This is a genomic window from Enterobacter sp. T2 (assembly GCF_010692925.1).
In the GTDB taxonomy this organism is placed as follows: domain Bacteria; phylum Pseudomonadota; class Gammaproteobacteria; order Enterobacterales; family Enterobacteriaceae; genus Enterobacter; species Enterobacter kobei.
Genome location: NZ_CP048736.1, coordinates 4,446,561 through 4,462,009, shown reverse-complemented (window position 1 = coordinate 4,462,009; position 15,449 = coordinate 4,446,561). Strand labels below are relative to the sequence as shown.

General features: G+C 56.7%; 12 protein-coding genes. 4 read left to right on the top strand and 8 right to left on the bottom strand.

Annotation, left to right across the window (positions count from 1 at the left end; all coding sequences use genetic code 11):
- Positions 1-435 precede the first annotated feature (435 nt).
- Together malP and malQ are read left to right on the top strand one after the other, a co-directional pair.
- A complete protein-coding gene (gene malP, locus G0034_RS21425; RefSeq protein WP_047343549.1) occupies positions 436-2,829 on the top strand; it encodes a maltodextrin phosphorylase in 2,394 nt (797 codons plus the stop codon).
- A gap of 9 nt (positions 2,830-2,838) precedes the next feature.
- Complete coding sequence (gene malQ, locus G0034_RS21420; RefSeq protein WP_179121259.1) at positions 2,839-4,917, top strand: 4-alpha-glucanotransferase; 2,079 nt, start codon at positions 2,839-2,841, stop codon at positions 4,915-4,917.
- Between the two features lie 110 nt (positions 4,918-5,027).
- On the opposite strand, the gene gntT is transcribed toward malQ, so the two are convergent.
- From gntT to gntX, 3 genes are all read right to left on the bottom strand, one after another.
- The gene (gene gntT / locus G0034_RS21415; protein ID WP_014885546.1) at positions 5,028-6,344 is read right to left on the bottom strand and encodes a gluconate transporter; all 1,317 of its coding nucleotides are present in this window, start codon (positions 6,342-6,344) and stop codon (positions 5,028-5,030) included.
- Positions 6,345-6,704: 360 nt separating this feature from the next.
- Positions 6,705-7,280, bottom strand: a complete 576-nt coding sequence (gene nfuA / locus G0034_RS21410; RefSeq protein ID WP_003861601.1) for a Fe-S biogenesis protein NfuA — start codon at positions 7,278-7,280, stop codon at positions 6,705-6,707.
- A gap of 61 nt (positions 7,281-7,341) precedes the next feature.
- Complete coding sequence (gene gntX / locus G0034_RS21405; RefSeq protein WP_045135457.1) at positions 7,342-8,025, bottom strand: DNA utilization protein GntX; 684 nt, start codon at positions 8,023-8,025, stop codon at positions 7,342-7,344.
- A gap of 36 nt (positions 8,026-8,061) precedes the next feature.
- Between gntX and bioH the strand changes: the two genes are divergently transcribed.
- A complete protein-coding gene (gene bioH / locus G0034_RS21400; protein WP_023331493.1) occupies positions 8,062-8,835 on the top strand; it encodes a pimeloyl-ACP methyl ester esterase BioH in 774 nt (257 codons plus the stop codon).
- 111 nt (positions 8,836-8,946) lie between these two features.
- A complete protein-coding gene (locus G0034_RS21395) occupies positions 8,947-9,216 on the top strand; it encodes a YdgH/BhsA/McbA-like domain containing protein (RefSeq protein WP_014885543.1) in 270 nt (89 codons plus the stop codon).
- Between the two features lie 44 nt (positions 9,217-9,260).
- On the opposite strand, the gene feoC is transcribed toward G0034_RS21395, so the two are convergent.
- From feoC to greB, 5 genes are all read right to left on the bottom strand, one after another.
- Positions 9,261-9,497 carry a [Fe-S]-dependent transcriptional repressor FeoC gene (feoC, locus tag G0034_RS21390; protein WP_069602427.1) on the bottom strand — a complete coding sequence of 79 codons (237 nt, stop codon included), beginning with the start codon at positions 9,495-9,497 and terminating at the stop codon, positions 9,261-9,263.
- A 10-nt stretch (positions 9,498-9,507) separates the two neighbouring features.
- Positions 9,508-11,826, bottom strand: a complete 2,319-nt coding sequence (gene feoB / locus G0034_RS21385; RefSeq protein WP_014885541.1) for a Fe(2+) transporter permease subunit FeoB — start codon at positions 11,824-11,826, stop codon at positions 9,508-9,510.
- A gap of 30 nt (positions 11,827-11,856) precedes the next feature.
- A complete protein-coding gene (gene feoA / locus G0034_RS21380) occupies positions 11,857-12,084 on the bottom strand; it encodes a ferrous iron transporter A (protein WP_008503050.1) in 228 nt (75 codons plus the stop codon).
- A gap of 318 nt (positions 12,085-12,402) precedes the next feature.
- The gene (locus G0034_RS21375) at positions 12,403-14,733 is read right to left on the bottom strand and encodes a Tex family protein (protein WP_045135552.1); all 2,331 of its coding nucleotides are present in this window, start codon (positions 14,731-14,733) and stop codon (positions 12,403-12,405) included.
- Positions 14,734-14,820: 87 nt separating this feature from the next.
- On the bottom strand, positions 14,821-15,294 hold the full coding sequence (greB, locus tag G0034_RS21370; RefSeq protein ID WP_014885539.1) for a transcription elongation factor GreB: 474 nt from the start codon (positions 15,292-15,294) through the stop codon (positions 14,821-14,823).
- Between the last annotated feature and the right edge of the window lie 155 nt (positions 15,295-15,449).

Below are 15,449 nucleotides of genomic sequence, written 5' to 3'. Positions count from 1 at the left end.
GATGATGGAACTTTCCTGAAAGGGCTGTGACGCCGCGCCAGTGCTGGCTTGTATGGTTCTCTTGCGGTTATGCTGAAACTGGTTTCAGAAAGGGATAGTGACGCCAAATTTAATAAAGTCCGGGTAAAGTTCAGTGAGCTTAATAATCTCCTTAGATATGACCCAATTGCAGAAATATTATTCTACGTAAGTAATCATTTCAGCGCGGATTAATTTCATCCGAAACTGCATTTCATTTCTTTGACATTCTTCCCGGTGACGTTTTCCTCTTCCGGGCACACTCAGGCTATGCTCTGAGAGTGGCCTCGATCACACTTTTATGCTCATCCCCGCTACTCCTCCCTGTCTAATCCCCCACAGGATGAGGAAGAGGTGAAATGAGCCAGGCACACTAGCGCCAACTTGTGTTTTCTTTCTAAAGGATGCCGATCCCCTATGTCACAGCCTACCTTCAACAAAGCTCAATTCCAGGCTGCCCTGACGCGTCAGTGGCAGCGTTTTGGCCTTCATGCTGCAAACGAGATGACGCCTCACCAGTGGTGGCAGGCGGTGAGCGGGGCGCTCGCAGAGCAGCTGGATGCTCAACCCGTGGCGAAGCCCGTCAAAGGCCAGCGTCACGTCAACTATATCTCGATGGAATTCCTGATTGGCCGCCTGACGGGCAACAATCTGCTGAACCTTGGGTGGTATCAGGAGGTGGGTGATGTGCTGAAAGCGCACGACATCAACCTGACTGACCTGCTGGAAGAAGAGATTGACCCGGCTCTCGGTAACGGTGGTCTGGGTCGCCTGGCGGCCTGCTTCCTTGACTCCATGGCAACGGTTGGCCAGTCCGCCATTGGCTATGGCCTCAACTATCAGTATGGCCTGTTCCGTCAGTCGTTCGCTGATGGTCACCAGATGGAAGCGCCAGATGACTGGCACCGCAATACCTACCCGTGGTTCCGCCACAATGCGCAGCTGGACGTGCAGGTCGGCATCGGCGGGAAAGTCACAAAGCAAGGCCTCTGGGAACCGGCTTTCACCATCACCGGTGAAGCCTGGGATCTGCCGGTGCTTGGCTACCGTAACGGCGTGGCACAGCCGCTGCGCCTGTGGCAGGCGAAGCACGCTCATCCGTTCAACCTGACCAAATTCAACGACGGCGATTTCCTGCGTGCCGAGCAGCAGGGTATCGACGCCGAGAAGCTGACCAAAGTCCTCTACCCGAACGACAACCATTTGGCGGGTAAAAAACTGCGTCTGATGCAGCAGTATTTCCAGTGCGCCTGCTCCGTAGCGGACATTCTGCGCCGTCATCACCTGGCGGGCCGCAAGCTGGCACAGCTGCCGGACTTCGAAGTGATTCAGCTCAACGACACGCACCCGACCATCGCCATTCCTGAACTGCTGCGCGTGCTGATCGACGAGCATCAGCTGAGCTGGGATGACGCCTGGGCGATTACCAGCCGCACCTTCGCCTACACCAACCACACCCTGATGCCGGAAGCGCTGGAGTGCTGGGATGAGAAGCTGGTGAAAGCGCTGCTGCCGCGCCATATGCAGATCATCAACAAGATTAACGATCGGTTTAAAACCCTGGTGGATAAAACCTGGCCAGGCAATAAAGCGGTCTGGGCGAAGCTGGCAGTGGTCCACGATAAGCAGGTTCGCATGGCGAACATGTGCGTGGTGAGCGGCTTTGCGGTGAACGGCGTAGCGGCCCTGCACTCTGATCTGGTGGTTAAAGATCTGTTCCCGGAATATCACCAGCTGTGGCCGACCAAATTCCACAACGTGACCAACGGCATCACGCCGCGTCGCTGGATCAAGCAGTGCAACCCGCTGCTGGCCGATCTGCTGGATAAGACCCTGAAGAAAGAGTGGGCCAACGATCTGGACCAGCTCATCAACCTGGAAAAATACGCGGATGACGCGAAGTTCCGCGAGCAGTACCGTGCCATCAAGCTGGAGAACAAAGTTCGTCTGGCGGCGTTTGTGAAAGCGCGCACCGGGATTGAGATCAACCCGAATGCCATTTTCGATATCCAGATCAAGCGCCTGCATGAGTACAAACGTCAGCACCTTAACCTGCTGCACATCCTGGCGCTGTATAAAGAGATCCGCGAGAACCCGCAGGCCGACCGCGTGCCGCGCGTGTTCCTGTTCGGTGCGAAAGCGGCACCGGGCTACTACCTGGCGAAAAATATCATCCTCGCCATTAATAAAGTGGCGGCGGCGATCAACAACGATCCGAAGGTGGGAGACAAGCTGAAGGTGGTGTTCCTACCGGATTACTGCGTCTCGGCGGCTGAAATGCTGATCCCGGCGGCGGATATTTCCGAGCAGATCTCGACCGCAGGGAAAGAGGCCTCCGGCACCGGTAACATGAAGCTGGCGCTGAACGGTGCGCTGACCGTTGGCACGCTGGACGGTGCGAACGTTGAAATCGCTGAGCAGGTCGGTGAAGAGAATATCTTCATCTTCGGTCATACCGTGGAAGAGGTGAAAGCCATCAAGGCCAAAGGCTACGACCCGGTGAAATGGCGTAAGAAAGACAAAGTGCTGGATGCGGTGCTGAAAGAGCTGGAGAGCGGTAAATACAGCGACGGTGACAAGCACGCGTTTGACCAGATGCTGCACAGCATGGACAAGCATGGCGGTGACCCGTATCTGGTGATGGCCGATTTCACCGCTTATGTGGACGCGCAAAAGCAGGTCGACGTGCTGTATCGCGACCAGGACGCGTGGACCCGGGCATGCATTCTGAACACGGCGCGCTGCGGTATGTTCAGCTCTGACCGCTCAATCCGTGATTATCAGGCTCGTATCTGGCAGGCAAAACGCTAAGGAAGCGCGATGGAGAGTAAACGTCTGGACAGTGCCGCGCAGGCGGCGGGAATTAGCCTCAGTTACATCAATGCGCACGGCAAACCGCAGTCTATTGGTGCGGACACCAAAAGACGTTTGCTGAATGCCATGCACAAAGCCGACGCGAAAGCGTCGGCACTACCGGTGCCAAACGTAAAGGTCTTTACTGCGGGCAAAAAAATGTCGCTGACGGTGGAGGGGCGCGGCGAGTTTAGCTGGCTGCTCACCACCGAAGAGGGGCATCAGCATAAAGGCCACGCCACCGGCGGCAAAGCGTTTAACCTTCCGGCGAAACTGCCGGAGGGCTATCACAGCCTGACGCTCACCCAGGACGAGCAGCGTTTTCACTGTCGGGTGATCGTCGCGCCAAAACGCTGCTATGAGCCGCAGGCGCTGCTCGAAGGCAAAAAGCTGTGGGGCGCCTGCGTGCAGCTCTACACGCTGCGTTCCGACAGCAACTGGGGCATTGGCGATTTTGGCGATCTGAAGAATATGCTGGCCTCCGTGGGTGAGCGCGGCGGCGCGTTCATCGGCCTCAACCCGATCCACGCGCTCTATCCGGCGAACCCGGAAAGCGCCAGCCCGTACAGCCCGTCCTCCCGTCGCTGGCTGAACGTCATTTATATCGACGTTAACGCGTTGGATGATTTTAAAAACAGTAAAGACGCGCAGGCGTGGTGGAAGCTTGAGACCACGAAGCAGATGCTGAAACAGGCCCGCGAAGCGGACTGGGTCGATTATGCTACTGTAACCGCGCTAAAAATGGCGGCGCTGCGTCTGGCCTGGAAAGGCTTTGCTAAACGCAATGACGATCAGATGGCGGCCTTCCGCCAGTTTGTGACGCAGGAAGGCGAAAGCCTCTACTGGCAGGCGGCATTCGATGCGCTGCACGCGTATCAGGTGAAAGAGGACGAAATGCGCTGGGGCTGGCCGGTCTGGCCGGAAGCGTACCAGTCCGTGGACACCCCGGAAGTCAAAGCCTTCTGTAAAACGCATGCCGACGAGGTGGACTTCTATCTGTGGCTGCAGTGGCTGGCCTACAGCCAGTTTGCCGCCTGCTGGCAGGTAAGCCAGGGCTATAACATGCCGATCGGCCTGTATCGCGACCTGGCCGTCGGTGTGGCAGAAGGCGGCGCGGAAACCTGGTGTGACCGTGAGCTTTACTGCCTGAAAGCGTCCGTCGGTGCGCCGCCGGATATCCTTGGGCCGCTCGGTCAGAACTGGGGCTTGCCGCCGATGGATCCGCACGTGATGGCGGCGCGCGCCTACGAGCCGTTTATCGACCTGCTGCGCGCGAACATGCAAAACTGTGGCGCGCTGCGTATTGACCACGTCATGTCCGTACTGCGCCTGTGGTGGATCCCTTACGGTGAAACGGCCGATCACGGCGCGTACGTCCAGTATCCGGTAGACGATCTGCTGTCGATCCTGGCCCTGGAGAGTAAGCGTCACCAGTGTATGGTGATCGGGGAAGATCTCGGTACCGTGCCGGTGGAAATTGTCAGCAAGCTCCGCGACAGCGGCGTGTACTCCTATAAAGTGCTCTATTTTGAAAACGACCATGAGAAAACCTTCCGCGCGCCGAAAGCGTATCCAGAACAGTCAATGGCAGTCGCGACGACGCATGATCTTCCTACGCTCAGAGGCTACTGGGAAAGCGGCGATCTGACGCTCGGGAAAACGCTGGGTCTCTATCCTGATGAAGAGGTTCTGCGCGGGCTGTATCAGGATCGCGAGCTGGCGAAGCAGGGGCTGCTGGATGCGCTGCATAAGCATGGCTGCCTGCCGAAGCGCGCCGGTCACAAGGCGTCGCTGATGGCGATGACGCCAACGCTCAACCGCGGTTTGCAGCGCTATATTGCCGACAGCAACAGCGCTCTGCTTGGCCTTCAGCCGGAAGACTGGATTGATATGGCGGAGCCGGTGAACATCCCGGGCACCAGCTATCAGTACAAGAACTGGCGTCGCAAATTGTCCACAACGCTTGAGAAGATGTTTGCCGATGACGGGGTGAACAGGCTGATTAAGGATTTGGATAAGCGGCGAAAAGCGGCTGCTAAGAAGTGATAAAAAACCCGCCAGTGGCGGGTTTTTTATTGCCCGGTGGCGCTACGCTTACCGGGCCTACATGGAGCCAGTAGGTCGGGTAAGGCGAAGCCGCCACCCGACTTATGACATCAAACCACCATATTCAACAGCAGCACCCCAACCAGGCCACACACCGAAATAATGGTTTCCAGCGCGGACCAGGACTTGATGGTTTCACCGATGGTCAGGTTGAAGTACTCCTTAAACAGCCAGAAGCCCGGGTCGTTCACGTGAGAGAAAATCACGCTACCGGAACCGACCGCGATAACCATCAGCTCAGGACTGACGCCCGTGGTGGCAATCAGCGGCGCAACGATACCGCCTGCAGTAATCGCAGCAACGGTTGCAGAACCCAGCGCAATACGCAGAACCGCGGCAATAGACCAGGCCATCAGGAGCGGCGACACGTTGGTTTCATGCATCATCGCAGCGATGTATTTGTCCACGCCGCTGTCAACCAGCACCTGCTTGAACGCACCGCCACCGCCGATGATCAGGAGCATCATGGCAATAATTTTGATGGAAGAGGTCAATGTGTCGTTGATCTGATCCATTGAACGACCCCGGTTCAGACCGAAGGTGAACATCGCGATCAGGACGGCAATCAGCGTAGCCATGACCGGATCGCCCAGGAATTCTGCCACGCCCAGGAACGCATGACCTTTCGGCAGGATCATCTCTGCCACGGCGCGCATCGCCATCAGGATCACCGGTACCAGTGAGGTCCAGACGCTGACGCCAAAGCCAGGCATCTCTTCTTCGGTGAAGGTTTTCGCGCTGTACAGACCTTCCGGAATTGGCTTATCGATACCTTTCAGGAAGCGGGCATATACCGGGCCTGCCAGAATCACGGTCGGGATTGCCAGAATCGTACCGAACAGCAGGGTTTTACCCATATCGGCGTGGAAGATGGTGGCGATTGCCGTTGGGCCCGGGTGAGGTGGCAGGAAGCCGTGGGTCACGGACAGCGCCGCAGCCATTGGCACACCCACAAACAGCAGCGGAATGTTAGCCGCCGCTGCGATGGTGAACACCAGTGGCAGCATCAGCACGAAGCCCACTTCATAGAACAGCGCGAAACCGACGGTAAAACCGGTCAATACCACTGCCCACTGAATGTTCTTCTTACCAAATTTGTCGATAAGCGTGGTGGCAATACGCTGCGCGCCGCCGCAGTCTGCCAGCATTTTGCCGAGCATGGCACCGAAGCCCATGATCAGCGCCAGGCTGCCGAGCGTGCCGCCGACACCGGCTTTAATGGAGCTGATAACTTTAACCAGCGGCATACCCTGCATCAGACCGACTGCAAGTGCCACCAGAACCAGAGCGATAAATCCATTCATTTTGAAACGGATCATCAAGAGCAGTAATAACACAACACCGATAGCAACGATGACTAATGGCATGATTTACCTGGCCTTTGAATTGTTATGGGTAACGTCATTGTTTCAACGACACATTCCGATTGTCCCAACTGGGAACAGAGAAGTAACGGCACTAATACTGATGCCTTGCAAACCATTAAGTTTAGTCGGCTGTTATGAGTGTGCTTAGTGCCCACGAGAATGATACGGGTAACATGGCGTGGTTGAGAATCACCCAGGCAGGCAAAATGTGAATTATGAGACGCAGGTCAACATATAGAGGAGGCGCGGCGGGAAAACAAAAGCCGGGTGGCGGCTTCGCCTGACCCGGCCTGCGATTCGGATGCAGTAACTGTTTTGTAGGCCCGGTAAGCGCAGCGCCACCGGGCAAAGGCAGACGGCTTAGTAGTAAGAATGCTCGCCGCGCTGGTGCTCGGTCAGGTCACGTACGCCTTTCAGCTCCGGGAACTCGTTCAGCAGCTGCTTCTCGATCCCTTCTTTCAGCGTAACATCGACCATAGAGCAACCGTTACAGCCGCCGCCAAACTGCAGGATCGCCAGGCCATCTTCCGTGATTTCCATCAGGGAAACGCGACCACCATGGCCCGCCAGTTGGGGGTTGATCTGGGATTGCAGCAGATATTCAACGCGCTCCATCAGCGGGGCATCGTCGGAGACTTTACGCATTTTGGCGTTCGGCGCTTTCAGGGTCAGCTGAGAGCCCAGCTGGTCGGTGACGAAGTCGATCTCCGCATCTTCAAGATACGGCGCGCTCAGCTCATCAACATAAGCGGTGAGCTGTTCAAACTTAAGGGCAGTGTCAGTTGCTTCCACAGCGTCTGGCGGACAATAAGAGACACCGCATTCTGCATTCGGCGTGCCCGGGTTAATCACAAACACGCGGATCTGCGTCCCTTCTTCCTGATTTGCCAGCAGTTTGGCAAAGTGCGCTTGTGCAGAATCGGAAATACGGATCATAGCTTTGGCCTAATAGTTGACTAAATTACCTGGGTATAATCATACGCCCATTGAAGAAGGGCTACAAGGTACGGCACAGACACCATACCTGAACCGACGCGGCGCCGCTTCGCAAAAGCAGTCGGGAAAGTTCAGCAACGGTACTGCCTGTGGTGACGACATCATCCACAATCGCGATATGGAGGCCGTTAACCGCCAATTCAAGGCGAAAGGCATTTTTGAGGTTTCTTTTGCGCAGCCGGGCGTTGAGCTGATGCTGAACGGCGGTGGCATGTACGCGGGTGAGTGCGCTGGCAGTGTATCGACAGCCGAGCCAGCGGGCGAGCGGACGGCAGAGCAGGTCGCTCTGATTGTAACCACGCCGCCAGTGGCGACGGCGATACAGGGGAACATTGACCACCATATCAATTTTCGGCAGGGCGCGGGTTCGCCGTGCCTGTAAAACCGCCAGCAATAACAGGCGGGCAAGGGGCGGTGCCAGCGAACTGTGGCCGGAAAACTTCAGGGCGTGAATCAGCCTGCTCAGCGGTCGAACGTAATCATCCACCGCCACCAGCGCGCTCCACGGCGGGGGTTTTTTCAGGCAGCGGCCACAGGGTAAATAGCGGTTCGCGGCGGGTAAACCACATTGTGGGCAGGTGGTGATACGCCTTTCCAGCGAACGCGTGCAGACGGAACAGACGCCCCAGGCGCTAAGGGCAAGCGGCATTTTGCATAGCCAGCACAAGCCGGGCACTGTTAGCATGTTCAACCTCCATGTGAAAAAAGAGAACAGTAACTGATGAAGACGCTGTGGTGGCAGACCGTTGGGACAGGAAATTGCCATCTTGTGCTGCTGCACGGATGGGGCCTGAATGCAGAAGTATGGCATTGCATAAACGAGGAACTTGCCTCGCAATTTACGTTACATCTGGTTGATCTACCGGGGTATGGCCGTAGCCATGGTTATGGTGCGATGACGCTCGAAGAGATGGCGCAGGAGGTGCTGAACGCGGCGCCACAACATGCCATCTGGCTGGGCTGGAGTCTGGGCGGGCTGGTGGCAAGCCAGATTGCGCTTTCCTGGCCCGAGCGCGTAAATGCGCTGGTGACGGTGGCCTCATCGCCCTGCTTTAGCGCGCAGGAGACGTGGCCCGGCATAAAGCCTGACGTGCTGGCGGGTTTCCAGCAGCAGCTGAGTGACGATTTCCAGCGGACCGTAGAGCGGTTCCTCGCGCTACAGACGATGGGCACCGAAACCGCGCGACAGGATGCCAGAGCGCTGAAGCAGGTGGTGCTCTCTTTGCCGATGCCGGACGTTGAGGTGCTCAACGGCGGCCTTGAAATTCTGAAAACGGTCGATCTGCGTGAGCCGCTGGCCGCGCTGACGATGCCGCATCTGCGTATCTATGGTTATCTTGACGGGCTGGTGCCGCGCAAAGTGGTGCCCTTGCTGGACTCCCTCTGGCCGGACAGCGAATCGCAGGTCATTGCCAAAGCCGCGCATGCCCCGTTTATCTCTCATCCGACGGAATTTTGTTCAGCGCTCATTGCGTTAAGTCAACGTTTAGACTGATTATTTTCTATCCAGCCTGGAAAAAGTTACACACCGCAACCATACTCCAGATGTCGTTGCGGTTGTTATGCCTACGATGATCAAAACAACAATCCTATGGAGAGTCAGGCTATGAAACTTGTTACAGGTATTGTCACTTCTCTGGTTATTGGGTCACTGTCATTTGGCGTCTTTGCGGCAAAAGAGCTGGAAAAAGATAAAGTTGCCGGCATGAATCTGACGAAAATCGGTGAGATTTCTACGTCTGACACCACCGCGCCGATGGATGCGAGAAAAGAGCTGTCGAAGAAAGCGGATGAAATGGGCGGGACGTACTACGTCGTCACCAGTGCAGAAAAACAGACCAAAAACGTACGCGCCACCGCGGACGTCTATAAGTAATATGATAAAGCCGGGCAGCGATGCCCGGCTTTATGAGTGCAGTATTAGCGCAGTGCCCACCACTCCCGCAGGCAAGCCTTTCCTTCCGGACAACTTTTACAACTGCCAGAGAGGCAACCCTCTGCCTCCTCCTGGATCCGCACGGCTTTACCCATGGCTTCAAGGCGTTCCAGCATGGCATCGATCATCGGCTGGGGCGTATGCAGGCTGAGGCTCAGCTGTTTCGCCTCCATCCGGCCCTGCAGAGCCAGCATGTCACGCACATGAATCAATGACGCCATGGTGTGCTCCTTAGTGACAGTCGCCCGCCGGGCTGTTGCAGCAGGTCGCGGCGGTTTTACGATTTGCCAGCAGGTCGATATCGACGCGGCTGCGTGCCCGGCGCAGCAGGCCAAGAACAATCACGTTAAACAGGACAACCGCGAGGATACAAACCAGGCTGTAGCGTGGGTGCTGACTGAAATTAACGGTCTGATAAAACAGCGTCGCCAGCGAGTAAGCGATATTCAGCCCCCACAGAATGGAGAAGCCCATCCAGCCGCGACTGGATTCACGCGCAATCGCTCCCATGACGGAGATGCACGGAATATAGAGCAGAACAAAGATGAGATAGCTGTAGGCCGCAGATGCGCTACCAAATTTCTCGCCCATCACGCCCATGGCACCCGTCGCCATTTCACCGTCGCCTTTGCTGGCCTCAATCGGGTTCGCCAGCACGCTGAGGCTGAAGGTATCTTTCAGGCTCTGCCAGGTCTCCTCGACGGCACCCAGCAGTTCATCACCGAGGTGAAACGCTGCCGGATTAAATTCCTGTTCCTGGATGTTCTCCGCGGTGTAGAGCGTGTTCAGGGTGCCGACAACCACCTCTTTCGCCATCGCACCGGTGAACAGGCCCACGGTCGCCTGCCAGTTATCCTCATGCACGCCAATCGGTTTGAAGACCGGCGTGATGATGCGGCTGACGGAGGCGAGGGCAGAATCGTTGATGTTATCTGCTGCCTGACCGCTGAGGGTGAAGCTGTTCAGCGCGCTCAGGAAAATGCTGACGATGACAATCACCTTACCGGCGCGCAGCACAAACCCTTTCAGGCGTTGCCAGGTCTGGATCACCAGGCTTTTCAGGTGTGGAACGTGATAGACCGGCAGCTCCATGACAAACGGTGAGGCTTCACCGCGCATAATCGTGTGCTTGAGCATTAAACCGGTCAGGATCGCCATCACGATGCCCAGAACATACAGCGAGAAGACTGCCAGCGCGCCCTGCTGACCAAAGAAGGCGGCCGCAAAGACGGCGAAGATGGCCAGACGCGCACCGCAGGACATAAACGGCGCCATCATAATGGTCATCAGGCGTTCACGCGGAGCATCTAGGGTACGGGCACCCATGACCGACGGCACGTTACAGCCGAAGCCGACAATCAGCGGTACGAAGGATTTGCCGGGCAAACCCAGGGCCTGCATCAGGCGGTCCATGACGAACGCGGCGCGCGCCATATAACCTGAATCTTCCAGGAACGAGAGGAACAGATACATCATGCCGATCTGCGGTACCAGCGGCAGAACGGTGTTAATGCCCCCGCCGAGCCCCTGAGCGAGGAAAATGGTCAGCCACTCCGGGAAGTGCAGGGTGTAACCCACCCACTGAATCCCGTGTACAAAGATCGCGACGGAACCGGCGTCAAAAATCGGCTGGAGTGCGCCGCCGATGTTGATGGCGAGCAGGAACATCACGTACATCACCAGCAGGAAGATCGGCAAACCGAGGAAGCGGTTGAGTACAATCTTATCCACCGCCGCCGTAAAGCGGCTGGGTTCCGCCGTCAGGGCATTACTGACCACGTCGCAAATCGAGGCGATGGCCTGGTATCGTGCATCGGCGATGTGCAGCGCCGGGTCGTCCAGCTCGTCGCTGAGACGGGCCACCGTCGCGTCCAGTTTATCTGCCGCATGTCCGGCATAGGCGCGGCTATAGATATCGCCTTCCAGCATCTGCAGGCCGAGCCACTGGCGCTGTTTTGCAGGCATGCTTTTGTCCATCTCCTGCGCCAGCAGATCGGCTTCGCGCAGCAGCGGGCGGGCGTAATGCACCAGCTCAACGTCGTGATTTCCCGTGTGACGGTCAATCGCCAGCTTCAGGGCATCAATCCCGCGAGCGCGCGTTGAGACCAGCGGCACTACCGGGCAACCCAGGCGCGCGGAGAGGGCATCGACGTCGATGCGCAGCTTTTGTTTCTCTGCAATGTCGAGCATGTTGAGCGCCACGATGCAGGGAATACCCAGCTCCAGCAGTTGCAGCGTCAGGTAGAGGTTGCGCTCGAGGTTGGAGGCGTCGACCACGTTGATCAGCAGATCCGCGTCGCCGCTCAGAATGTAGTGGCAGGCAATTTGCTCATCGAGCGAGGTCTGCGACGAAATGGTGGTCAAGGAATAGGTGCCGGGAAGGTCAACCAGAGTGACCTGATGATCCGTTGTCGTGAACTGGCCTTCTTTACGTTCAACGGTTACGCCTGCCCAGTTACCGACGCGCTGGCGCGCGCCCGTGAGCTGGTTAAATAGCGTGGTCTTGCCGGAATTAGGATTGCCAATTAAGCCAATAGTTAATTTTTTCATTTTTTTAGACTCACTGAAACCGCTGGCTCGTTATCGGGATAAGGCTTCGACTTCTATTAATGCGAGGTCTTTTTTACGCAGGACCAGATTCACGCGTCGGGTTTCAATGTGAACCGGATCGCCTAACGGCGCCACGCGCACCACCTGGAATGACGAGCCGGGCAGCATGCCCAGCGAGAGCAGCTTTTGCCGATAGGCCGGGCTAATTTCGCGGGTAAAACCGGTAATCTTCCACGCACTGTCTGGAGTGAATTGCATAACGCCTGCTTCCACGAAAGGTTAAATTATCTACTATGGGATGATAATGAGAATAGTTTTTATCAGCAATAATAAAACTGTGACGGAATGTTGTTTGGTGTATTAATTTACGGCCTGTTTGACTTTGCTCAATATTTGCTGAAATGCGGAGATAAAGAGAAGAGAGTTATTTGTTAATGAAGTGATAATTAGTGGTTTAAATATGGATGCACTCTATTTGTTTTAATTCTTTGCGGCCTGCTTGCCGGGCGGCACTGCGTTTGCCCGGCCTACAAAACCGTAGGCCCGGTAAGCGTAGCGCCACCGGGCGTTTATCACTTAGCGCTTCTTGCCCATCGCGGCCGCCAGCGCATCCATCATCGCGCTATTGCCCGCTGGCTGAGCATCACGCCCGCGCGGTTTTGCCGCTTTCGCGGCCGGGCGCTGGGAGTCACGAGCGCCACCGTTTCCGCCACGACGCGCGTTGGTGTCGCCTGGCTGCTCGTCCAGACGCATGGTCAGGGCGATACGTTTGCGCTGCAGGTCCACTTCCAGCACTTTCACCTTCACGATGTCGCCCGCTTTGACCACGGTGTGCGGGTCTTCAACGAACTTGTCGGCGAGAGAAGAGATGTGAACCAGGCCATCCTGATGCACGCCGATATCCACAAACGCGCCGAAGTTGGTGACGTTAGTTACCGCACCTTCCAGCACCATGCCGGGCAGCAGATCGTTCATGGTCTCGATGCCGTCAGCAAAGGTCGCCGTTTTGAACTCAGGACGCGGATCGCGGCCCGGTTTTTCCAGCTCTTTGATGATATCGGTGACGGTTGGCACACCAAATTTATCGTCGGTGAAATCCACCGCTTTGAGGTTGCGCAGGGCACTGCTATCGCCCATCAGGTCCTTTAGCGCCTGCTGGGTGGCGGCCAGAATACGTTCCACCACCGGGTAGGCTTCCGGGTGAACGGTGGAGGCATCCAGCGGGTTATCGCCGTGGTTGATGCGCAGGAAGCCCGCGCATTGCTCAAACGCTTTCGGCCCCAGACGGCTCACCTTCAGCAGCTGCTGACGGTTCTGGAACTGGCCGTTCTCATCACGCCAGGCGACGATGTTCTGCGCCATCATGCGGGTTAAGCCCGCCACGCGGGTCAGCAGCGGCACGGAGGCGGTATTCAGGTCAACACCGACGGCGTTTACGCAGTCTTCTACGACCGCATCCAGCTTGCGTGCCAGCTGAGTCTGGCTCACATCGTGCTGGTACTGGCCCACGCCGATGGATTTCGGATCAATTTTCACCAGCTCCGCCAGCGGATCCTGCAAACGACGGGCGATAGAGACCGCGCCGCGCAATGAAACGTCCAGGTCCGGGAATTCCTGCGCCGCCAGCTCGGAGGCGGAATAGACTGATGCGCCCGCTTCGCTGACGATCACCTTCTGCGCCGTGACTTTCGGGAACTGCTTCTGCACGTCGAGGAAGAAACGTTCAGTCTCGCGGGACGCCGTACCGTTACCGATGGCGACCAGCTCGACGTTGTATTTTTCACACAGAGCGGCAACCACGACAGCCGCTTTCGCTGCCTGTCCGGTGTGCGGATAGATGGTGTCAGTGGCGACCAGCTTGCCGGTGCCGTCAACCACCGCCACTTTCACGCCGGTACGCAGGCCCGGATCGAGACCCATGGTCGCGCGCAGGCCAGCAGGCGCCGCCATCAGCAGGTCATGCAGGTTACGGGCGAAAACGTTGATCGCTTCATCTTCGGCGCGCTCGCGCACGGTGCCCATCAGCTCGGTTTCGAGGTGCATCAGCACCTTGATGCGCCAGGTCCAGCTCACCACGCCTTTGCGCCAGCTGTCTGCCGGAGCGTTGTTAAGGTGCAGGCCGAGATGGTCAATGATGATCTGCTCGCAGTGGCTCTCTTTCGGCGGCTCGTCAAACTGCGGATCAGCGTTCAGAGAGAGCTGCAGCACACCTTCGTTGCGGCCGCGGAACATTGCCAGCGCACGGTGTGATGGGGTGGTAGATATCGGTTCGTGGTGATCGAAGTAGTCGCGGAATTTCGCGCCTTCGTCCTCTTTCCCCGCCACGACGGTAGAGACGATGTGCGCATTCTTCCACAGGTAATCACGCACTTTAGCCAGCAGGGCGGCGTCTTCGGCAAAGCGTTCCATCAGAATGTAACGCGCACCGTCGAGGGCGGCCTTGGTGTCCGCGACGCCTTTGTCGGCATCGATGAATTTCGCCGCCTCAGTTTCCGGATGGTGGGACGGCTCATTCCACAGCAGGTCGGCCAGCGGCTCAAGGCCTGCTTCAATCGCGATCTGCCCGCGCGTGCGGCGCTTCGGTTTGTAAGGCAGATAGAGATCTTCGAGTTCGGTTTTGCTCAGGGTGCCGTTAATGGCGCTTTCCAGTTCGCTGGTCAGCTTGCCCTGTTCGCCAATGGATTTGAGGATCGCCTGACGACGGTCTTCCAGTTCACGCAGGTATCCCAGACGGGTTTCCAGGTTACGCAGCTGCGTGTCATCCAGACCGCCGGTGACTTCCTTACGATAACGTGCAATAAACGGCACGGTGTTCCCTTCATCAAGCAGGCGAACGGCAGCTTCTACCTGTTCGGCTCTGGCCTGAAGTTCACCCGCAATAATGCGGCAGAGCGAATCTTTCATCATGGCTTTATCATCTGTTGAGTCGAAAAATCAGGGGATAGTTATACGGGCTGACACGGCAAAATGCCAGCCGGGGAGGGCGCTCTCGGACTATTTTACGTAGACGATCTCATTGACGTACCAGCTGGCTTCACCGGCGGGAGTCTGAACGACGGCCAAATCACCCACTTCCTTTTTCAGCAGCGCGCGGGCCATCGGGGAGTCGATGGAGATGTAATCCTTACGACCAAAAATTTCATCGTAGCCGACAATGCGAAAACGCAGGGTGTCACCGTCGTCGTTTTCAATCTCCACCCACGCGCCGAAGAACACTTTGCCCTCCTGCTGCGGGGAGTAATCGACAATTTTCAGGTTCTCAAGGCACTTGGTCAGGTAGCGTACCCGACGGTCAATCTCACGCAGTCGCTTTTTGTTGTACTGGTAGTCAGCATTTTCGCTGCGATCGCCCAGGCTTGCCGCCCAGGTCACCTTTTTGGTTACTTCAGGGCGCTCTTCTCGCCACAGGTAATCCATCTCTTTTTTGAGTTTTTCGTACCCTTCGCGGGTGATCAGGGGCGTTTTCATGGTAAAGCCTTTGCTGCCGGTTTTCTGTCTGGCGCACAATACGTACCGCACAGTGTAACAGACAGGATTAATAATGATTTATGTGATGAAATGAGCAGATAAGCTGCTGTTAAATATGCTTTGTAACAATTTCGACTAGAATTTATACCAGATTT